The sequence below is a fragment of the Pseudomonas sp. 2 genome (assembly GCF_056627435.1).
The window spans coordinates 112,794-127,436 of sequence record NZ_JBWXNG010000011.1; the positions used below are offsets into that span (position 1 = coordinate 112,794).

General features: G+C 59.9%; 10 protein-coding genes. 4 read left to right on the forward strand and 6 right to left on the reverse strand.

Features of this window, described 5'->3' with window-relative positions; translation table 11 throughout:
- Nucleotides 1-12 precede the first annotated feature (12 nt).
- The 3 genes from zorA1 to AC1MEK_RS18870 all read right to left on the reverse strand — a co-directional run bounded on the left by zorA1 (nt 13) and on the right by AC1MEK_RS18870 (nt 5,995).
- The gene (gene zorA1 / locus AC1MEK_RS18860; RefSeq protein WP_480397784.1) at nt 13-2,205 is read right to left on the reverse strand and encodes a type I Zorya anti-phage system protein ZorA1; all 2,193 of its coding nucleotides are present in this window, start codon (nt 2,203-2,205) and stop codon (nt 13-15) included.
- 274 nt (nt 2,206-2,479) lie between these two features.
- Nucleotides 2,480-3,148: an HNH endonuclease gene (locus AC1MEK_RS18865; protein WP_480397785.1), complete on the reverse strand. Its 669-nt coding sequence runs from the start codon at nt 3,146-3,148 to the stop codon at nt 2,480-2,482.
- A 186-nt stretch (nt 3,149-3,334) separates the two neighbouring features.
- Nucleotides 3,335-5,995: an autotransporter family protein gene (locus AC1MEK_RS18870; RefSeq protein WP_480397786.1), complete on the reverse strand. Its 2,661-nt coding sequence runs from the start codon at nt 5,993-5,995 to the stop codon at nt 3,335-3,337.
- A 365-nt stretch (nt 5,996-6,360) separates the two neighbouring features.
- Between AC1MEK_RS18870 and AC1MEK_RS18875 the strand changes: the two genes are divergently transcribed.
- The 3 genes from AC1MEK_RS18875 (at nt 6,361) to AC1MEK_RS18885 (ending at nt 9,402) form a co-directional block, all read left to right on the forward strand.
- Nucleotides 6,361-7,539, forward strand: a complete 1,179-nt coding sequence (locus AC1MEK_RS18875) for a sugar transporter (protein ID WP_480397787.1) — start codon at nt 6,361-6,363, stop codon at nt 7,537-7,539.
- Between the two features lie 482 nt (nt 7,540-8,021).
- Nucleotides 8,022-8,303: a hypothetical protein gene (locus AC1MEK_RS18880; RefSeq protein WP_480397788.1), complete on the forward strand. Its 282-nt coding sequence runs from the start codon at nt 8,022-8,024 to the stop codon at nt 8,301-8,303.
- Between the two features lie 259 nt (nt 8,304-8,562).
- Nucleotides 8,563-9,402, forward strand: coding sequence for an HPP family protein (locus AC1MEK_RS18885; RefSeq protein WP_480397789.1), 840 nt, complete (start codon nt 8,563-8,565; stop codon nt 9,400-9,402).
- Between the two features lie 32 nt (nt 9,403-9,434).
- On the opposite strand, the gene AC1MEK_RS18890 is transcribed toward AC1MEK_RS18885, so the two are convergent.
- Nucleotides 9,435-10,298, reverse strand: coding sequence for a LysR family transcriptional regulator (locus AC1MEK_RS18890; RefSeq protein ID WP_480397790.1), 864 nt, complete (start codon nt 10,296-10,298; stop codon nt 9,435-9,437).
- A gap of 173 nt (nt 10,299-10,471) precedes the next feature.
- Between AC1MEK_RS18890 and AC1MEK_RS18895 the strand changes: the two genes are divergently transcribed.
- Entirely contained in the window at nt 10,472-10,744 is a 273-nt protein-coding gene (locus tag AC1MEK_RS18895; protein ID WP_480397791.1) for a hypothetical protein, read from the forward strand.
- Nucleotides 10,745-10,882: 138 nt separating this feature from the next.
- Here AC1MEK_RS18895 and AC1MEK_RS18900 read toward each other — a convergent pair whose 3' ends face one another.
- Nucleotides 10,883-13,168 carry an Orn/Lys/Arg family decarboxylase gene (locus AC1MEK_RS18900; protein WP_480397792.1) on the reverse strand — a complete coding sequence of 762 codons (2,286 nt, stop codon included), beginning with the start codon at nt 13,166-13,168 and terminating at the stop codon, nt 10,883-10,885.
- On the reverse strand, nt 13,165-14,574 hold the full coding sequence (gene potE / locus AC1MEK_RS18905) for a putrescine-ornithine antiporter (protein ID WP_480397793.1): 1,410 nt from the start codon (nt 14,572-14,574) through the stop codon (nt 13,165-13,167). Before potE ends, AC1MEK_RS18900 begins: the two co-directional genes overlap by 4 nt.
- Nucleotides 14,575-14,643: the final 69 nt, after the last annotated feature.

The following is a 14,643-nucleotide window of genomic DNA, read 5'->3' on the forward strand; positions in this document are numbered from 1 at the left end:
GACTAGCCTCCGTTACCGCCTGATGCGTTCCATGATGTCGCCGAAGTCTTCGAGACTTTCCTTGACCCCTTCCACACCGCCAGCAAGGCTCTTGACTGCTTTATCGAGCTCGGTGTCAAGGCTACCCAGAGTTTGTCTCAACGCCCGGTCCATGCCTTCACCGAATTCCTTGAAGCCATTACCCAGCACGCCACTGATGTTTTCGAGGTATTCATACACTTCGCGGTTAAGCGCCTGCATCCGTTCGCTCTGAACCTTCAGGTCCTGGAGATATTGGCTGCGACCGCTGGCTTCCCCTTGAGCACTGGCAACTACCCCTTCGATGACCACAAGCGTCTTCGCTAGCGCTTCACGATTGTTCCGGTAGTCCGCGACAACGGTGTTCAGCTCACGCGACGCCTGCGCAAGCTCAGCCCCTGCGCCCTGGACTGTACCCATCAGTCCCGCAGTCGACTCACTGGCTCGCGCCACGCTTTGTCCGGCAGTTTCAAATCGCTCAGCCGCCGCCCGCATCTTGTCTGCGCCTAGCTGCATGCTCTGCAAATGCTGCTCTGTTTGGGCACTCAATGCCTTAACGGTGTCTTGGGCAGACTTCTGTTGCTCTGTCACTGTTTGCAGCAATGCCTTGACCTGCTCGTCAAGGCCACCCACCAGTTCGCGTGTACCTTGGTGCAAGTCAGCCTGGGCGGCACGGGTGGATTGATCCATCTGCTGCTGACCATGCTCCAGTTGCTTGAAGACAGCCGAGAGCTGCTCACCCAGCACCTCGACGGAGCCCGCAATCTTGGCCATGGTGTCTTGTTGGCCCTGGCCGATGCTCTGCTTGATCGACTCAACAAAGGCCTGGAGATTCTCAGCCATTGCCTGTTGGCGAGCCTCGCTTTGAGCGAACAGCTTCTCCAGTTGCTCGGCCATTCGAGCGCCAGCCCCTTCCCCTTCGTTGCCGATACGGGCAACTGAAGCTTGAAGATTTGCGAGCATCTCATTCATGCCTGCTTGCATGGCGTTTTGTCCGGCCTGCATATCGGACAGCAATTGGGCAATCATGGCGGAACTGTTTTGATTCGATGACTCGCTGGCCGAACGCATATCCTGAATCAGGGTCGAGAAGCCCTGTTGCATCGACTGCATGGCGGCAACTGACTGCCCCATCAACTCGTGAAGACCATTGAATTGTTGGCCGAACGTACCTTCCAACTTATTCATGAAGGCGACCAGAACATCCTGTAGAAGGCTCTGGACCTGTCCTGACTGATCGCCACTGGCGGCCTGAACTGCACCCGCGATGGCCTCAAGCGGGGATTTGAGACTGTTTTCAATCGCACCACTGACCTGATCGGCCAGAAGTTGCCCTGAGTCACGGTAGGTGGTTGACAACGTATCCGCTAATTTGAGGCTTTCGCGGACTTGTGTATCAACCAAGTTCTGAAGCATTTCTCGAAGGTCGGTTACCAGACTGTCCTTGAGCTGACGAGTTTGTACAGAGCTTTCAGCACTCGAACGTACGAGCTCTGCCAGATACTCCTCACCGACACCGCTGTCGAAAAGGCCGTCGATGGTTTCGTTGAACGTCTCAAGGAGTTTGTAGCAATGGCCCAGACGCCATTTCTCAGTGATCGTGACGGCGATAGAAGCCATGATAGAAATGAAAGAGCCGATAAACGCAAACAGCACATCCTTGAGCAGCTTATCGACACTGGCATTTACTTGTTCCGGGGTACTCGGATCAAAGTGCTGAAGACCAAGCATCAAACCAAAGAAGGTTCCGACAATGCCGATGCCCGTCAAAATTCCAGGCAGATGTTTATAGAATTCGGTCCCCAGCGGTGTATCAACCACGCTTTGAGGTGAGAAAAAATGCGCCGCCCCAGCTGTGGCGCGTGAGCGGATCAGGATCTGTTCGCCTTCCTGAAACTCGAACTGATCATGTAGCGTCTCAGCGTACTCGCGCCAAGAATGCTCCAGCTTGCGTCCAATGAACAGCCGCTCCAATTCAGAACGCCGTTGAGACGGTGCCAGTGCCTTAACGTCTTGCACTTGTTTAGTCAGACGCTTCAGTTGACTGCCCAGTTTGAAAGACCGGAAAAAGTAACGGACAAGGTACCAAGCGCATAGAACGAAAACGAAGCCGATTACAATTTTGGGTGCAATCAACTGCTCGGGACTTGCTGCATTCCAAAGACGTAGCAGCGTCGAAAAATCCATACCATTCGCCTTCATTTAGCAATTTTTGATGTTTGGGACGCATGCATCAGCGACGCTGTCAAACACCAGCCCCACTGATGATCAATGGCACTAACTGTTTGGCACGCATTTTTTAGGGGACAGGAAATTCTTGACGGGAAGACGGCAGAGCTACAGCAGATAGAAAACCTTCCGTGGGCGAACGCTAGAAGATCATGTCCTTATGCCAGCACCTTAACGTGAGCTTCGGTCGCCGTAAAGCTGGACATGATCAATGGATCCGATCTTATGAGCCTCAGGAAGCAGAACATCTGAGCCTTCGCCGCTGTAAGTACTCACCCGCTTGCCCGCTGTCAATGACGTCAAAAGCAAACTCCTTTGCATGCAGCAGGCTGTCGTAATTTTTCGCGCCGGCAACGTCATCAATAGTGAGCCTGTAGCTGCCTTGAACAGCAACAACAGCAACACTTAAACCCTCCAGGGTAATCATGTGCCGGTCACCATCGGATTTCCATCTGGACGAGGCAATGAAACGTCTCAGCCTGCCTAGACGCTTGCGATACTCTGCAGCCTGTTGTGTGCCCGTCAAATTATCGCAGCAGTTTGTCCCGACTCCCATCTGCTCCCAGTGCTCGTGCTGGACGTAATGCACATATCGAATGGATGTATCGCAAAGCTCACACGCTCCGAAGAGGTCACCCAAATCATCCTCGCCCACGTACTCCCAGCCAGTGTCAGGCCTGATTTCACCGTGCTCTCTGGCATGGCACCCTCGGCAAAGGGTTTCGCAATCGACGGGGTCGTACTCCCATGGCTTTCGCCCGCGGATATAGCGCTTGTGGTGGACCTGCAATACCACCCCGTCCAACCTGGAACGACCGCAGCTCACGCATTGGCCACCATCAAGCACTATCACTCGCTCACGAAATACCGCCCATTCCTTGGCTGCGTATAGGTTGGCCATTCCCTGCTCCTTTGGTTCTCCCAGGTAAAGCGCCTGCTGCCTGGTCGCAACTCAACCGGAAGAAGTGCCCGTACAGTATGGACCAACCCAAACATCTTCAAACGACTGATAGCTTGCACTGCTGGCGCACGCAGCTCATTACCTGACCTTCCGGCCGGCAGCACCGCCGACTCTCTATCGTCCCAATCACCACCCCACCCTAACCCCCACCACCCCACTCACCCCTTCCAACCCCTCACTATCTAGATTCGCCTCATACCCCACCGCCCCATACACACTCACCCCCTGAGCCACCTGCACCACCACCCCGCCGCCAAGATCCATCGATGACGCCTTGTGCGCGGTCTTGATTCGATCCAGCCCATTGTAGGTCGTGGTATCGCTCCCCCCAAACGTGTGCCACAGATTGGCCCGCAGATACGGCTCGATGGGCATGCCACTGACGAGGTATCGCCCTTTTAGCCGAACCCCAGCCCGCCCCGTCCAGTAAGGCTGCGAATCGAAGGAAACGTCGGAAATCCCGTCATTCTGTTTATCCAGTTCAACCCGCTGATGAATCACCTGAACCTGCGGCTCGGCCACCCAGTGTTCTGAAATCGGGATCGGGTATCCCCCTTCCAGCGACAGGCTCAGGGCGTGGCCTTGGGTGTCGAGTTTGACGCCGCGGTCGGAGCGGTTGGTGCCGTCCAGGCGGGTGGCCATGGCGATGGCGTCGAGGTACCCGCCTTTTGGGTCGACGAGGGTCCAGTAGGCGCCGAGGTGGTCGCCGTCGAGTTTGAGGTGGCCGGCGTTGCGGTGTTGGAAGCCTTCGGCGAAGCCGTCGACGCTGCCGCGCAGGTGGCTTTGGCCGATGAACAGGCCGATGCGTTGGGTTTGGCCGGTATCGTTGGCGGCGCTGTAGAGGTCGTGGCCGATCTGGTAGCCCTGGGTGGAACCGTCGAGTCTGGGGGAGACGGTGCCGCTCCAGCTTTTCTTGATGTCGCCGCCATAGAGGCGGGCCCAGCCTGCAGGCAGTGCGCCGGTTTCGCTGAGCAGGCTCTGGTCGCCCTGGCGGTCGTGGAAGGTGCCGAGGGCGGAGAGGGTCATGAGTTGTGCGGCGGGCACGATGACTGAATAGACCGGGACTTCGAGGCGATACAGAGGAATGGGCGCGGCGCCGACCACGGCCTGGGGAATGGGTGGGGTGCTGGCGGCGGGTATCGGCGAGGTGGCGGCGAGTGCGGTGGTTTGGGTGGGCGTAGGGTCTGGGGGCGCGACGGGCTTGGCGGTCGGTGGTTCGACCGGCGGCTCGTCGGCGCTGACGGTGGGTGCGGCGGCGACGATGGGCGTTGTCGCTGCGGGAATCACCGCGACCGGCTCAGGGGGCGGAACCACCGGCGCGGGCACAGCCACCACCGAGGAGCGCAGGTACCAGTTGTTTTCGGTGCCGGCGGTGACGCCGCCCTTGAACAGGTAGTACTCGTATGCGCCGGCCGACAGCGAGCCCTTCAGGGCGAAGGCGTCGCTGGTGCTGGTGGCGCCGTTGACGGCCTGGACCACTTCGATGCCGTCGGACTGGGTCAGGCCGCCAAGCCCGCCGAGGTTGGTCACGCCCAGTCGGGTGCTGCCGCTGATGGCGCCCTGGGAGACCACGAGCCGATCGCTGGGCGAGCCGTCGCCGCCCAGTTCGGTCTGGATCAGCAATTGACCGTTGTTGCCCACGTAATTGCCGTAGACGCTCAGGGTATCACCGGCAACTGCGCTACCGGAGGTCATGTCGATCACCCCGGCGTTGCTCAGCGTGGTCAATTGCCCCGCCGTATAAGGGCGAATGGCGCCTTGAGTCGCAGTCAATGTGCTACTGGCGTCGATGTTGAACGTGCCGGTGTTGCTGACGCTGTCGCCCAGGAAAAAGTCCCCGGCCAGATCGAAACGCGAGTTGCTGGTGAGGTTGACGCTCTCCCAGCCGATGTAGCGTGCGGCGGTGGCAGATGAGGTGTCGACGAAAGTCAACGTATCAGTGCCCAAGCCGCCATCGACGGTGGGTGTCGGGCTCAGTGCGCTTTCGCTCAGGTGGGCGATTTGTGCAGTGTCGTTGCCGTCGCCCATCAGCACGGCGGACTGGATCTGACCGGCGCCGTCCCAGATGAAGCGGTCGTTGCCGGTACTGGCTCGAATCTGCCCGGTGATCACGCCGCCGGTAACAGAGACGATATCGTCGCCACCACTGACGCTGAGGTTGCCGCCAATGCTGCCGCCGGACACCCGAATCGTGTCGCGGCCGAAGCCGGTCACCAGGTTGCCGATGATGCGCCCGCCGGAGAGGTCGAAGATGTTGTCGTCGAGTTTCATGTCGACGCGCCCAATACTGCCACCGCTCATGGCGGCGACATCGCCATCATCGAAGCCACCGATGATGGTCCCGCCGGTCATGGAGAATATGTCCCGCCCGCCGCTCTGAGCGAGCGAGCCGATCGTGCCGCCGGTCATCAGGAAGTTGTCGACGTCATCGCCCTGAATCACGGCGCCGGTAATCGACCCGCCGCCGATGCGGATGACGTTACCACCGTCTCCCAGATTGATAGAGCCCAGGATGGAGCCCGAGTCCATCTGCAAATTGATGGCGCCGGCGCCGAACAACACATTGCCGTTGATCACGCCGGTTCCGCCGACAGGAAAGGTCAGTGTGTTGTTGCCCAGTAAATCGGTGAAACCCGGACTTGTACCACTGTCGCAGACATAGTTGTCATTGCCTGCACCGGGAATGAGTGTGCAGGCTGCCTTGATTTCCGTGGCGGGCAATAACAGCATCCATACGCAACACATGTAGAGAATATCGCTGACACGGGCCCCGATGGGCCGTCTCATCAAATACTCCTGCGGGAATAACCCGGCGCGGCATTACTTCCATTTAGAAACCGGTAGCCGTTACATGACCAGCCACCGAGTTGTCACTCCATACTTGTTTAGATAAGTGCAACCTCAAGAAAACGTCAAATCATGCAAAACGGCATCTGGGCCACTTTGACGCACCGGGCGGTCGTTGTGACAACGTTGACAAGGGCGTAGAATCCGCCTCATCCGGTCGTACCCCATACCCATAATAGTTTGCTGACTGCCGTCACCGCCCAGGCCTTGCGCCTTGTGCGGCGTTTCTGCTTGTCGGCGTTTTTTGGGCTGAGCTGCGACCGCTGTTCTCTCGATCATCTATCCCGAGGCTCGCGCGTCCCGACATGAACACTACCGATGCTCGCACTGGCAGTTGGCTGAGCGTGATTGCGCTGGCCCTGGCGGCCTTCATTTTCAACACCACCGAATTCGTCCCGGTGGGGCTGCTCAGTGCCATCGGCCACAGTTTCGACATGACGACCGCGCAGGTTGGCCTGATGCTCACTGTATACGCCTGGATCGTGTCGCTGGCGTCGCTGCCGATGATGCTGATGACCCGCAACATCGAGCGGCGCAAGCTGCTGACCTTTGTGTTCATCCTGTTCATTGCCAGCCACGTGATGTCCAGCGTGGCGTCGAGCTTCGGGATGCTGCTGGTCAGCCGGGTGGGCATTGCCCTGGCCCACGCGGTGTTCTGGTCGATCACTGCGTCGCTGGCGGTGCGTGTCGCGCCGGCGGGCAAACAGGTGCAGGCGCTGGGCCTGCTGGCCACCGGCACCTCGATGGCGATGGTGCTGGGCATCCCGCTGGGCCGGGTGCTGGGTGAAGCGCTGGGCTGGCGCACGACCTTCCTGGCCATCGCCATTGCTTCGGGCATGACAGTGCTGATCCTGATCAAGTCGCTGCCGCTGCTGCCGAGCCAGAACTCCGGCTCCTTGCGCAGCCTGCCGGTCCTGTTCAAGCGCCCGGCGCTGGTTTCGGTGTATGTGCTGACCGCGCTGGTGATCACCGCGCAGTTCACCGCCTACAGCTACATCGAACCTTTCGTACAGGTGGTGGGCAAGATGAGTGGCGAGATGACCACCATTATCCTGCTGCTGTTCGGCGGCGCTGGCCTGCTGGGTTCGGTTGCCTTCAGCCGCTACAACAACCGCTACCCGCGCGGCCTGCTAATCGCGGCCATCGGCGGGCTGACGGTCTGCCTCAGCCTGCTGCTGCCGCTGTCGGGCAGCAGTTCGGCGATTTCGATGCTGAGCGTGGTGTGGGGCATGGCGATCATCTGCTTCGGCCTGGTGATGCAGAGCAAGGTGCTGGCCCTGGCGCCGGATGCGACGGACGTGGCGATGTCGCTGTTTTCCGGCATCTACAACATCGGCATCGGCGGCGGCGCGCTGCTGGGGAGCCTGGTGATCAGCCAGCTGGGTATCGCCAATATCGGCCTGGTGGGCGGGCTGGTGGCGCTCAGCGGGCTGGCGCTGGCGTGTGTGGCGACGTATCGGTATGCCGAGAGTATTCGCGCCTGACGCCAGCCTCTGCTCATTGAATGTCCGAACGCGGTATGTCCTTGGCCCGTGGGTTGAATGACATACTGCATTCGCGACCGTCGTAACCTCCGATTGCTCCTACAGGGATCGGGGCTGCCCATACCATTGCGTCACCGGAAATGACGCTGATCTCACCCACCATCATTCCCATCGATAACCAACATTCCCGCGATTGCCTTCCGCTCAAAATTCAGGGGCGTACTATCACCTCACACCCAGACACACACCGAGGGCAGGAAAAATGGTTATTCATCTTCTGACTTGCTTGTCACTGACTGCGCTGACCAGTTATGTACTTGCCCTCAAACTGTTCGCTGTGAATCCGGTGCCTGTCACCGCCGATGAAAACAGCCGCCGTGTCATGGCACGGGCCCACTGATTATTTGATCAACGGCCCAAGTAGCTGAAACTTATCAGCACCTTTTACCTTTCAACTTTCTGTTTGTTGCGGAGCATTCGACATGAATCGAGACGTCACCCTGCACGTGAGTTTTCCCAACTTTGGCAATAACTATTACTCACAACATGTCGTACTGCGCAAAAACCGTCACAGCCTCGTCGAAGACAAACGCTTCGACGCCTTCATGATGCCGTCGGCCGAACAGCACTTCAGTAACGAGGTAGTGGGCTTCAACGATCAGTTCCGTTTTCTGACCGACGCCCTGGCCATGCACCTGCTGGAAACCGAAGCGGCGCGCCCTGCCAAAAGACCCCGCCAGGGCGCTCAAGCCCGCAGCCTGTGATGCAAAATCGCTGCGCTTGAGCCGCGAATAATCGACAGGATATGCCTTCACTGCAAAATTATTGAATCGAGACTGCATTAATTTGAATTTGCCACGCGCCCGCTTTGTGACCACAATCGGCGTGCTTTGAAGGCGATTGGAAAGCTGCCGCAACAGTTTTTCCAATGTCGTTATGGCCTTTGAAACATTGGCACATGCCCTCCTGTGCAGGAGCTCCGTCGTCACCGACGAGCTCCTTTTTTCGCTCTGGAAGACTCGATTGAAAACGCTGTTGCGCAGTTTTATCCCCCACCCACTCAATACTCACCCTGCTGAATGGTCGCGCGCGGCAATCGGCGCCTGCCTGGGCGTGTTCATCTGCGCGCTGGCCAGCGGCTACCTGTTCGGCACCGAGACCACACTGCATCTGCTTGGCCCGCTGGGGGCTTCTTCGGTGCTGCTGTTTGCCGTTTCCAGCGGCGCCCTGGCGCAACCCTGGTCGATCATCGGCAGCTACCTGACGGCGGCGTTGGTGGGCTTGGCCAGCGTTCATCTGCTGGGGCACAGCGTCATCTCCGCCAGCGTCGCAGTGTTGTCGTCGATCCTGTTCATGTGCGTGTTCCGCTGCCTGCATCCGCCTGCCGCTGCGGTGACCATCGGCGTCGTGCTCTCCAGCCAGATTTCACCGGGCTTCAATGCCGTGGTGCCGGTGATGTTCAACGCGGTCTGCCTGCTGGGCACCGCCCTGATCTACAACAACCTGACACGCATGCGTTACCCCAGGGGCCCGGCCAAAGCGGCGCCCGTATTGCCGAGCGCTGTCGAAGCCGCCGGTGTCAGCAGCGAGGACCTGGACAAGGCGCTGGATGAGGTGGGCACCTTTGTCGACGTATCTCGCGAGGATCTGGAAGGCATTCTGCACAAGGCCGAAGACATCGCGCAGCACCGCAACCGCACCGACATCGACACCCGGCAGATCATCGAGCGCAGCACCCACAGCGTGTCGCTGGATCACTCGATGGCCGATGCGATGGAAATGCTCGGCAAGCAAGGCAGCAAGTACCTGCCGGTGCTCGATGCCGAGCGCAAGGTGATCGGGATTATCAGTCTGGTCGGGTGACGTTCAGCATCACCGCTACGCCGGGATCGACTTCAAATCAACGGATCCCACCGCTGCGACCAGTCGCCATCCTGCTTGACGATGTCGCGCAGCAGGTCGCATGCCTGTTGCAGCGAGGGCGATGGGCTGTCCCGCGAGTAGATCAGGTAGGTCGGATAGCTGAACTCCGGCGCCAGCGGCACGCGTTCGACGATGCCGCGATCCAGCCAGGACTGCACCACTCGCGTGCGAAAATACCCCGAGCCGCCGTTGTCCAAGATGTACTGCAGGGCAAACGGGCCGAGGTTGAAAGCTACGGCGGCCTTGGCTTTTTCCGGCAGCGCCACGTCGTGTTGCTGACGGAACGCCGGGCCCCAGTCGATGTAAACGTAAGGGTCGGGCCGGCCGACCACGCGCACCAGAATCAGCTTCTCTTCAAGCAACTCCTCGACCTGCACCCCGGGCCAGTAGGCCGGTTGATAGACCAGCGCGGCATCGAGCACGCCGCGCTCGACCTCCTTCATCAGCACCTCGTCATCCTTGACCTCGGCATGCAGCGTGTGGTCCGGGATCGCCCGCTTGATCTCGCGCACCCAACTGAGCAGCAGCGGGTTGCACAGGCTCATCTGCGCGCCGATGCGCAGCACATGGTGGTAGCCATCAGGCAGCGGCAGGTCGCGCCGCGCGGCGTCCCAGGTCTGCACCAGCTGGTTGGCGAACAGGATGAACGCCTCGCCGTCCGGGGTCAGCCGGGCGCCGGTGCGGTTGCGCACGAACAGCTTGCAGTTGAGGTGGCTTTCCAGCTTTTTCACCCGCGCGGTGATGGCGGTCTGAGTGACGTGGAGTTTCTCGGCCGCCGCCATGAGGCTGCCCAGGCGAACGATTTCGAGAAAGGTGCGGGCAAGTTCAATGTCCATCGGTACGGCTCGGCTTCCGGCGTGGTGATTGCCGCGCCATGGTAGCTGGTCGCGGGAAAAAATCCGCGCACGATATTCATCGGCTGACCTTTGCAGAAATCCGAAATCCGCTGTCTCATGCAGCAGGTTCGTACAGATAGCGAGCCACTTACCTACTTTCTGCGGAAAACTCTATGAAACACGCCCTGCTCACCGGCCTGCTCCTGACTGCATTCGCCCTGCCCTTCGCGGCGTCTGCCAATGACGACAGCAACCAATGCCAGATGAATTTGAGCAAAGTCCGGGACGCCAAAGTCGCCCGACCCGATCTGAGCGACGCCGTGAAGAGCGACGTCGACACCACCATGCACCGCGCCGAATCGGCGTACGCGCGGCATAACGAAGATGGCGCCCGGGAGTGCGTGGCGTTGACCCAGCAGGCGCTGCAGAAAATTCAGGGTAACTGACACCGGCAACACACACTGCCCACCCTGTAGGAGCGAATTCATTCGCGAACGATGGCGACGCGACACATCTCCATCGCCTGCTACATTTTTCGCGAATGAATTCGCTCCTACAGATTCGGGCCGGTTGATCAACCGGCGCTATTTCAGCACCAACAACCGATAAACCCCCGCGTCACTTTCAATCCCGTGGGTGTCGTGGGTGAACCCCGGGAACGACTTGTCGAAACTCTCCAGTGCCTTGAGATACGCCAGCAGCGGGCCGTCGGCGGGGCCTGCGTTTTCGCCCGGCATCAACAGCGGAATCCCCGGCGGATACGGCACGATGCCAGTCGCCGCGATGCGCCCGGCGGCCTCTTCCAGGGTGACCTGCTCGACCTCGTTCTTGACCAGTTTCTCGTACGCCTCCACCGGGCTGAATTCAGCCTTGGGCAGCGTGCCGAATGCCTTGGCCATGGCCGCGGTGGTGCGGTTTTTCTTCATGGCCGCGAAGATCTCTTCTGACAGATCCTTCAAGCCCATCCCCGCGTAGCGCTGCTGGTTGGCGGTCAGCAGATCCGGCAGGCACAGTTCCAGTTCGAGGTTCAGGTCATAGTCGCGCTTGAAGTCGAGCAAGGCGTTGACCAGCGTGCCCCATTTGCCCTTGGTGATGCCGATGGAGAACAGGAACAGAATGGTGAAGTCGGTGGTTTTCTCGACCACGATGCCCTGCCGCCCCAGATAGGCGCTGAGCACGCAGGCCGGGATGCCGAAGTCGAGCAGGTTGCCGTCGTCGCCCATGCCGGGGCTTAAGATCGACACCTTGATCGGGTCGAGCATGCAATAGCCGTCTTCGATATCGCCAAAGCCGTGCCACACCTCGTTGGGGTGCAGCACCCAGCAGTTGGGGTCGCTCTTGAGCCGCGCCGGGTCCACTTCATGGAACGGCACCGACGCTGCGCCCACATGCACGCTCGGCGGCTGCCAGCAGGAGAAAAACCAGTCATCGTGGCTGAGCATTTCGCTTTGCATGCGCGAAATGACCTGTCGAAACGCGATCGCTTCTTCGATGGATTCATTGGTCAGAATCTGCCCGCTGGGCGCTTCCATCATCGCCGAACTCACGTCGCACGAGGCCATGATCGCGTAGTTGGGCGAAGTCGAGGCGTGCATCATGAACGACTCATTGAAGCGCCCGTGGGGGATCGGGTTGCGCCCATTGCGCACATGGATCATCGAGGCCTGGGACAGCGCCGCCAGCAGCTTGTGAGTCGACTGCGTGGCAAACACCGTGGGCTTGGACGCGTCGTGATCGTCCGGGCTGCCGTGCATCGCGAAGCGGTCCTTGTAGAGCGGGTTGAAGCGCGCGTAACCGTACCAGGCTTCGTCGAAATGCAGCCGGTCGACGCTCTGCCCCAGCAGCTCTTCGACGCGGGTGACGTTGTAGGTCAGGCCGTCGTAGGTGGAGTTGGTGACAATCGCGTGCACCGGGGTTGGGTCGATGTGCGCCTTGACCAGCGGGTTGTTGGCGATGGCGACTTTCACGCCCTCGGCACTCAGCGTCTGCGGCAGGATCGGGCCGATGATGCCGAAGCGGTTGCGGGTCGGCACCAGGTACGTCGGAATCGCCCCGGACAGCGTCATCGCGTGCTCGGCGGACTTGTGGCAATTGCGGTCGCACAGGGCGATCTGGTCGCGGGTGACGCTGGCCATCAGGATCACCCGGTTGGACATCGACGAGCCGTTGGTCACGTAGTACGTGCGATGGGCGCCGAACACCTTGGCCGCGTAGCGCTCGCCCTGGCCGATCGGGCCGCTGTGGTCGAGCAACGAGCCCAGTTCGCCCACTGAAATCGACAGGTCGGAACGCAGCAGGTTTTCGCCGAAGAACTCATAGAACGCCCTTCCCGCCGTGCTTTTCAAAAACGCCGTGCCGCCCGCGTGCCCCGGCGTGTGCCAGGAATATTCGTAGCCCCGGGCAAACTTGAGCAGCGCTCCGAACATCGGCGGCAGCACGGCCTGGCGATAGCGCTCGATGGCGGCCATGATCCGCCCGCTCAAAAAGCGGCTGGTGTCTTCGGGCAGCCAGATGAAGTCGTCGGCGTGCTGCATCACGATCAGCGGCACATTGGACGCGGTGCTGCGGTCGCTGATCAGGAATACCGGCACCCGGGTGTTGCGCTCGCGCAGCGCGGTGAGCAGGTCGATGCATTCCTGGTGGTCTGCGCTGCTGTCCATTTCCCAGCTCAGCAGCACGCACTGGATCGCCGGGTCGGTGCTCAGGATCGACTTGGCGTCGCTCAGGCTTTCGGAGGTCAGCACGCTGATGGAGCGCTCTTCCACATCGCTGATCAACTGGATCAGGGCCCGGCCGAACACCGTGCGTTTGTCGGGCTGGTTGCTGACCAGCAGCGCCAGCATGCCGAGCAGATGTCTGTATTCCGTCATGGTTGAGCCTCCAGAATGCGCGAATCCAGGTTATTCACCGGAACAGGTTCTCCGGTGATGTGCTGCGCGGCGACGGTCTGGGTCGGCACGCTGTTGTTGACCTTCTCCAGGTTGATCAGGCGCGTGTTGACGAAGCCGAACAGCGTGTAGCCGATGATGGTCGCCACACCGCCCAGCATCAGCGCCTGCTCGCCGGAGCTGTACAACGCCAGATAGCTGTAGGCCGCGGCGATCCAGGCAACGATGTTGGTCATTCGTGCTTTATCCGGCGCAACGTTCGAAACTTTTTGCAGGGTCATCAAGGTCGCCATGGACAGGATGTACGGCACCAGGTTGGTGACCACCGCGAGGTTGACCAGCGTGTCGAACTGTTTGGCCAGGTCGGGGCTGATAGTCAGCAGGGCCATGGCCGTCTGCATCGCCAGGAGGATCAGCATGCTGATGATCGGCACGCCGTGCTTGTTGGCCTTAGCGAAGATCGGCAGGAAATACCCGGTGTCTGCCGAGCTCTTGAACACCTGCGCCACGGTGAATTGCCAGCCCAGCAGCGAGCCGATGCAGGCCAGCACCATCAGCCCCATGACGATGCTGCCGACCATGGGGTTGAACATCTTGGCGAACACCAGCCCGAACGGCGCGGTGGAGGCCACCAGCTCGGCGTTGTCGACAACGCCGGCGATGACGTTGGTCGAGACGATGTAGATCACTGCCGCGCCCAGAGTGCCGCCGAGCACGGCGATGGGCACGTTCTTCTCCGGGTTCTCCACGGCATCGCCGTTGGCGCACGCCGACTCCAGCCCCAGAAACGCCCACAGCGTGATCGCCACCGAAGCCCCGGCGGCGTCGTACCAGGCCATGCCGTGGGGGTTCCAGCCAGCGGCGTAAATGCTGCTGTCGAACCAGAACCAGCCGATGGTCGAAACCAGCACCACCGGGGCAATAACGCCCCATACCGTCACCGAACCGATCTTGCCGGTAATACTGGCGCCACCAAAGTTGGCGAACGTGGTAATCCATAACAGCGCGATGGTTGCCAGGCCGACTTGCAGCGCGCCAAGTTTGATATCGAACAGCGTCTGGATATAACCCACGGCAGTAATACTGATCGCCACATTGGCAATCAACAGCGATAAACCGTAGGTGTAGTTGGTGATGTAATTACCGGATTTACCGAAGGTATATTCGGCATATCCGCCCATGCCGCCCGTCTTGCGGCTGAGCATGCCGCAGCGAGCGAAGGCGTAGGCCAGTGCCAGGGAGCCGGTGGCCGTGATCAGCCAGGAGAGAATTGAAATACCGCCGACTTCGGCGAGTTTGGTTGGCAACAACACAATGCCGGAGCCCAACATATTGACGGCCGTCAACATGGTGAGTTGTCCCACGCTCATTTTCTTTGCGGTTGACATTCCGTTGCCTCTTTTCGATGAAGTGAGAGGCTTTTAGCTATAGCAAACGATTCTCGATTGGCAAGAAAT

What these genes read in the sequence shown, in the direction of transcription:
- zorA1 (WP_480397784.1), bottom strand. Translation starts at nt 2,205, where the DNA reads ATGGATTTTTCGACGCTGCTACGTCTTTGGAATGCAGCAAGTCCCGAG.
- AC1MEK_RS18865 (WP_480397785.1), bottom strand. Translation starts at nt 3,148, where the DNA reads ATGGCCAACCTATACGCAGCCAAGGAATGGGCGGTATTTCGTGAGCGA.
- AC1MEK_RS18870 (WP_480397786.1), bottom strand. Translation starts at nt 5,995, where the DNA reads ATGAGACGGCCCATCGGGGCCCGTGTCAGCGATATTCTCTACATGTGT.
- AC1MEK_RS18875 (WP_480397787.1), top strand. Translation starts at nt 6,361, where the DNA reads ATGAACACTACCGATGCTCGCACTGGCAGTTGGCTGAGCGTGATTGCG.
- AC1MEK_RS18880 (WP_480397788.1), top strand. Translation starts at nt 8,022, where the DNA reads ATGAATCGAGACGTCACCCTGCACGTGAGTTTTCCCAACTTTGGCAAT.
- AC1MEK_RS18890 (WP_480397790.1), bottom strand. Translation starts at nt 10,298, where the DNA reads ATGGACATTGAACTTGCCCGCACCTTTCTCGAAATCGTTCGCCTGGGC.
- AC1MEK_RS18895 (WP_480397791.1), top strand. Translation starts at nt 10,472, where the DNA reads ATGAAACACGCCCTGCTCACCGGCCTGCTCCTGACTGCATTCGCCCTG.
- AC1MEK_RS18900 (WP_480397792.1), bottom strand. Translation starts at nt 13,168, where the DNA reads ATGACGGAATACAGACATCTGCTCGGCATGCTGGCGCTGCTGGTCAGC.
- potE (WP_480397793.1), bottom strand. Translation starts at nt 14,574, where the DNA reads ATGTCAACCGCAAAGAAAATGAGCGTGGGACAACTCACCATGTTGACG.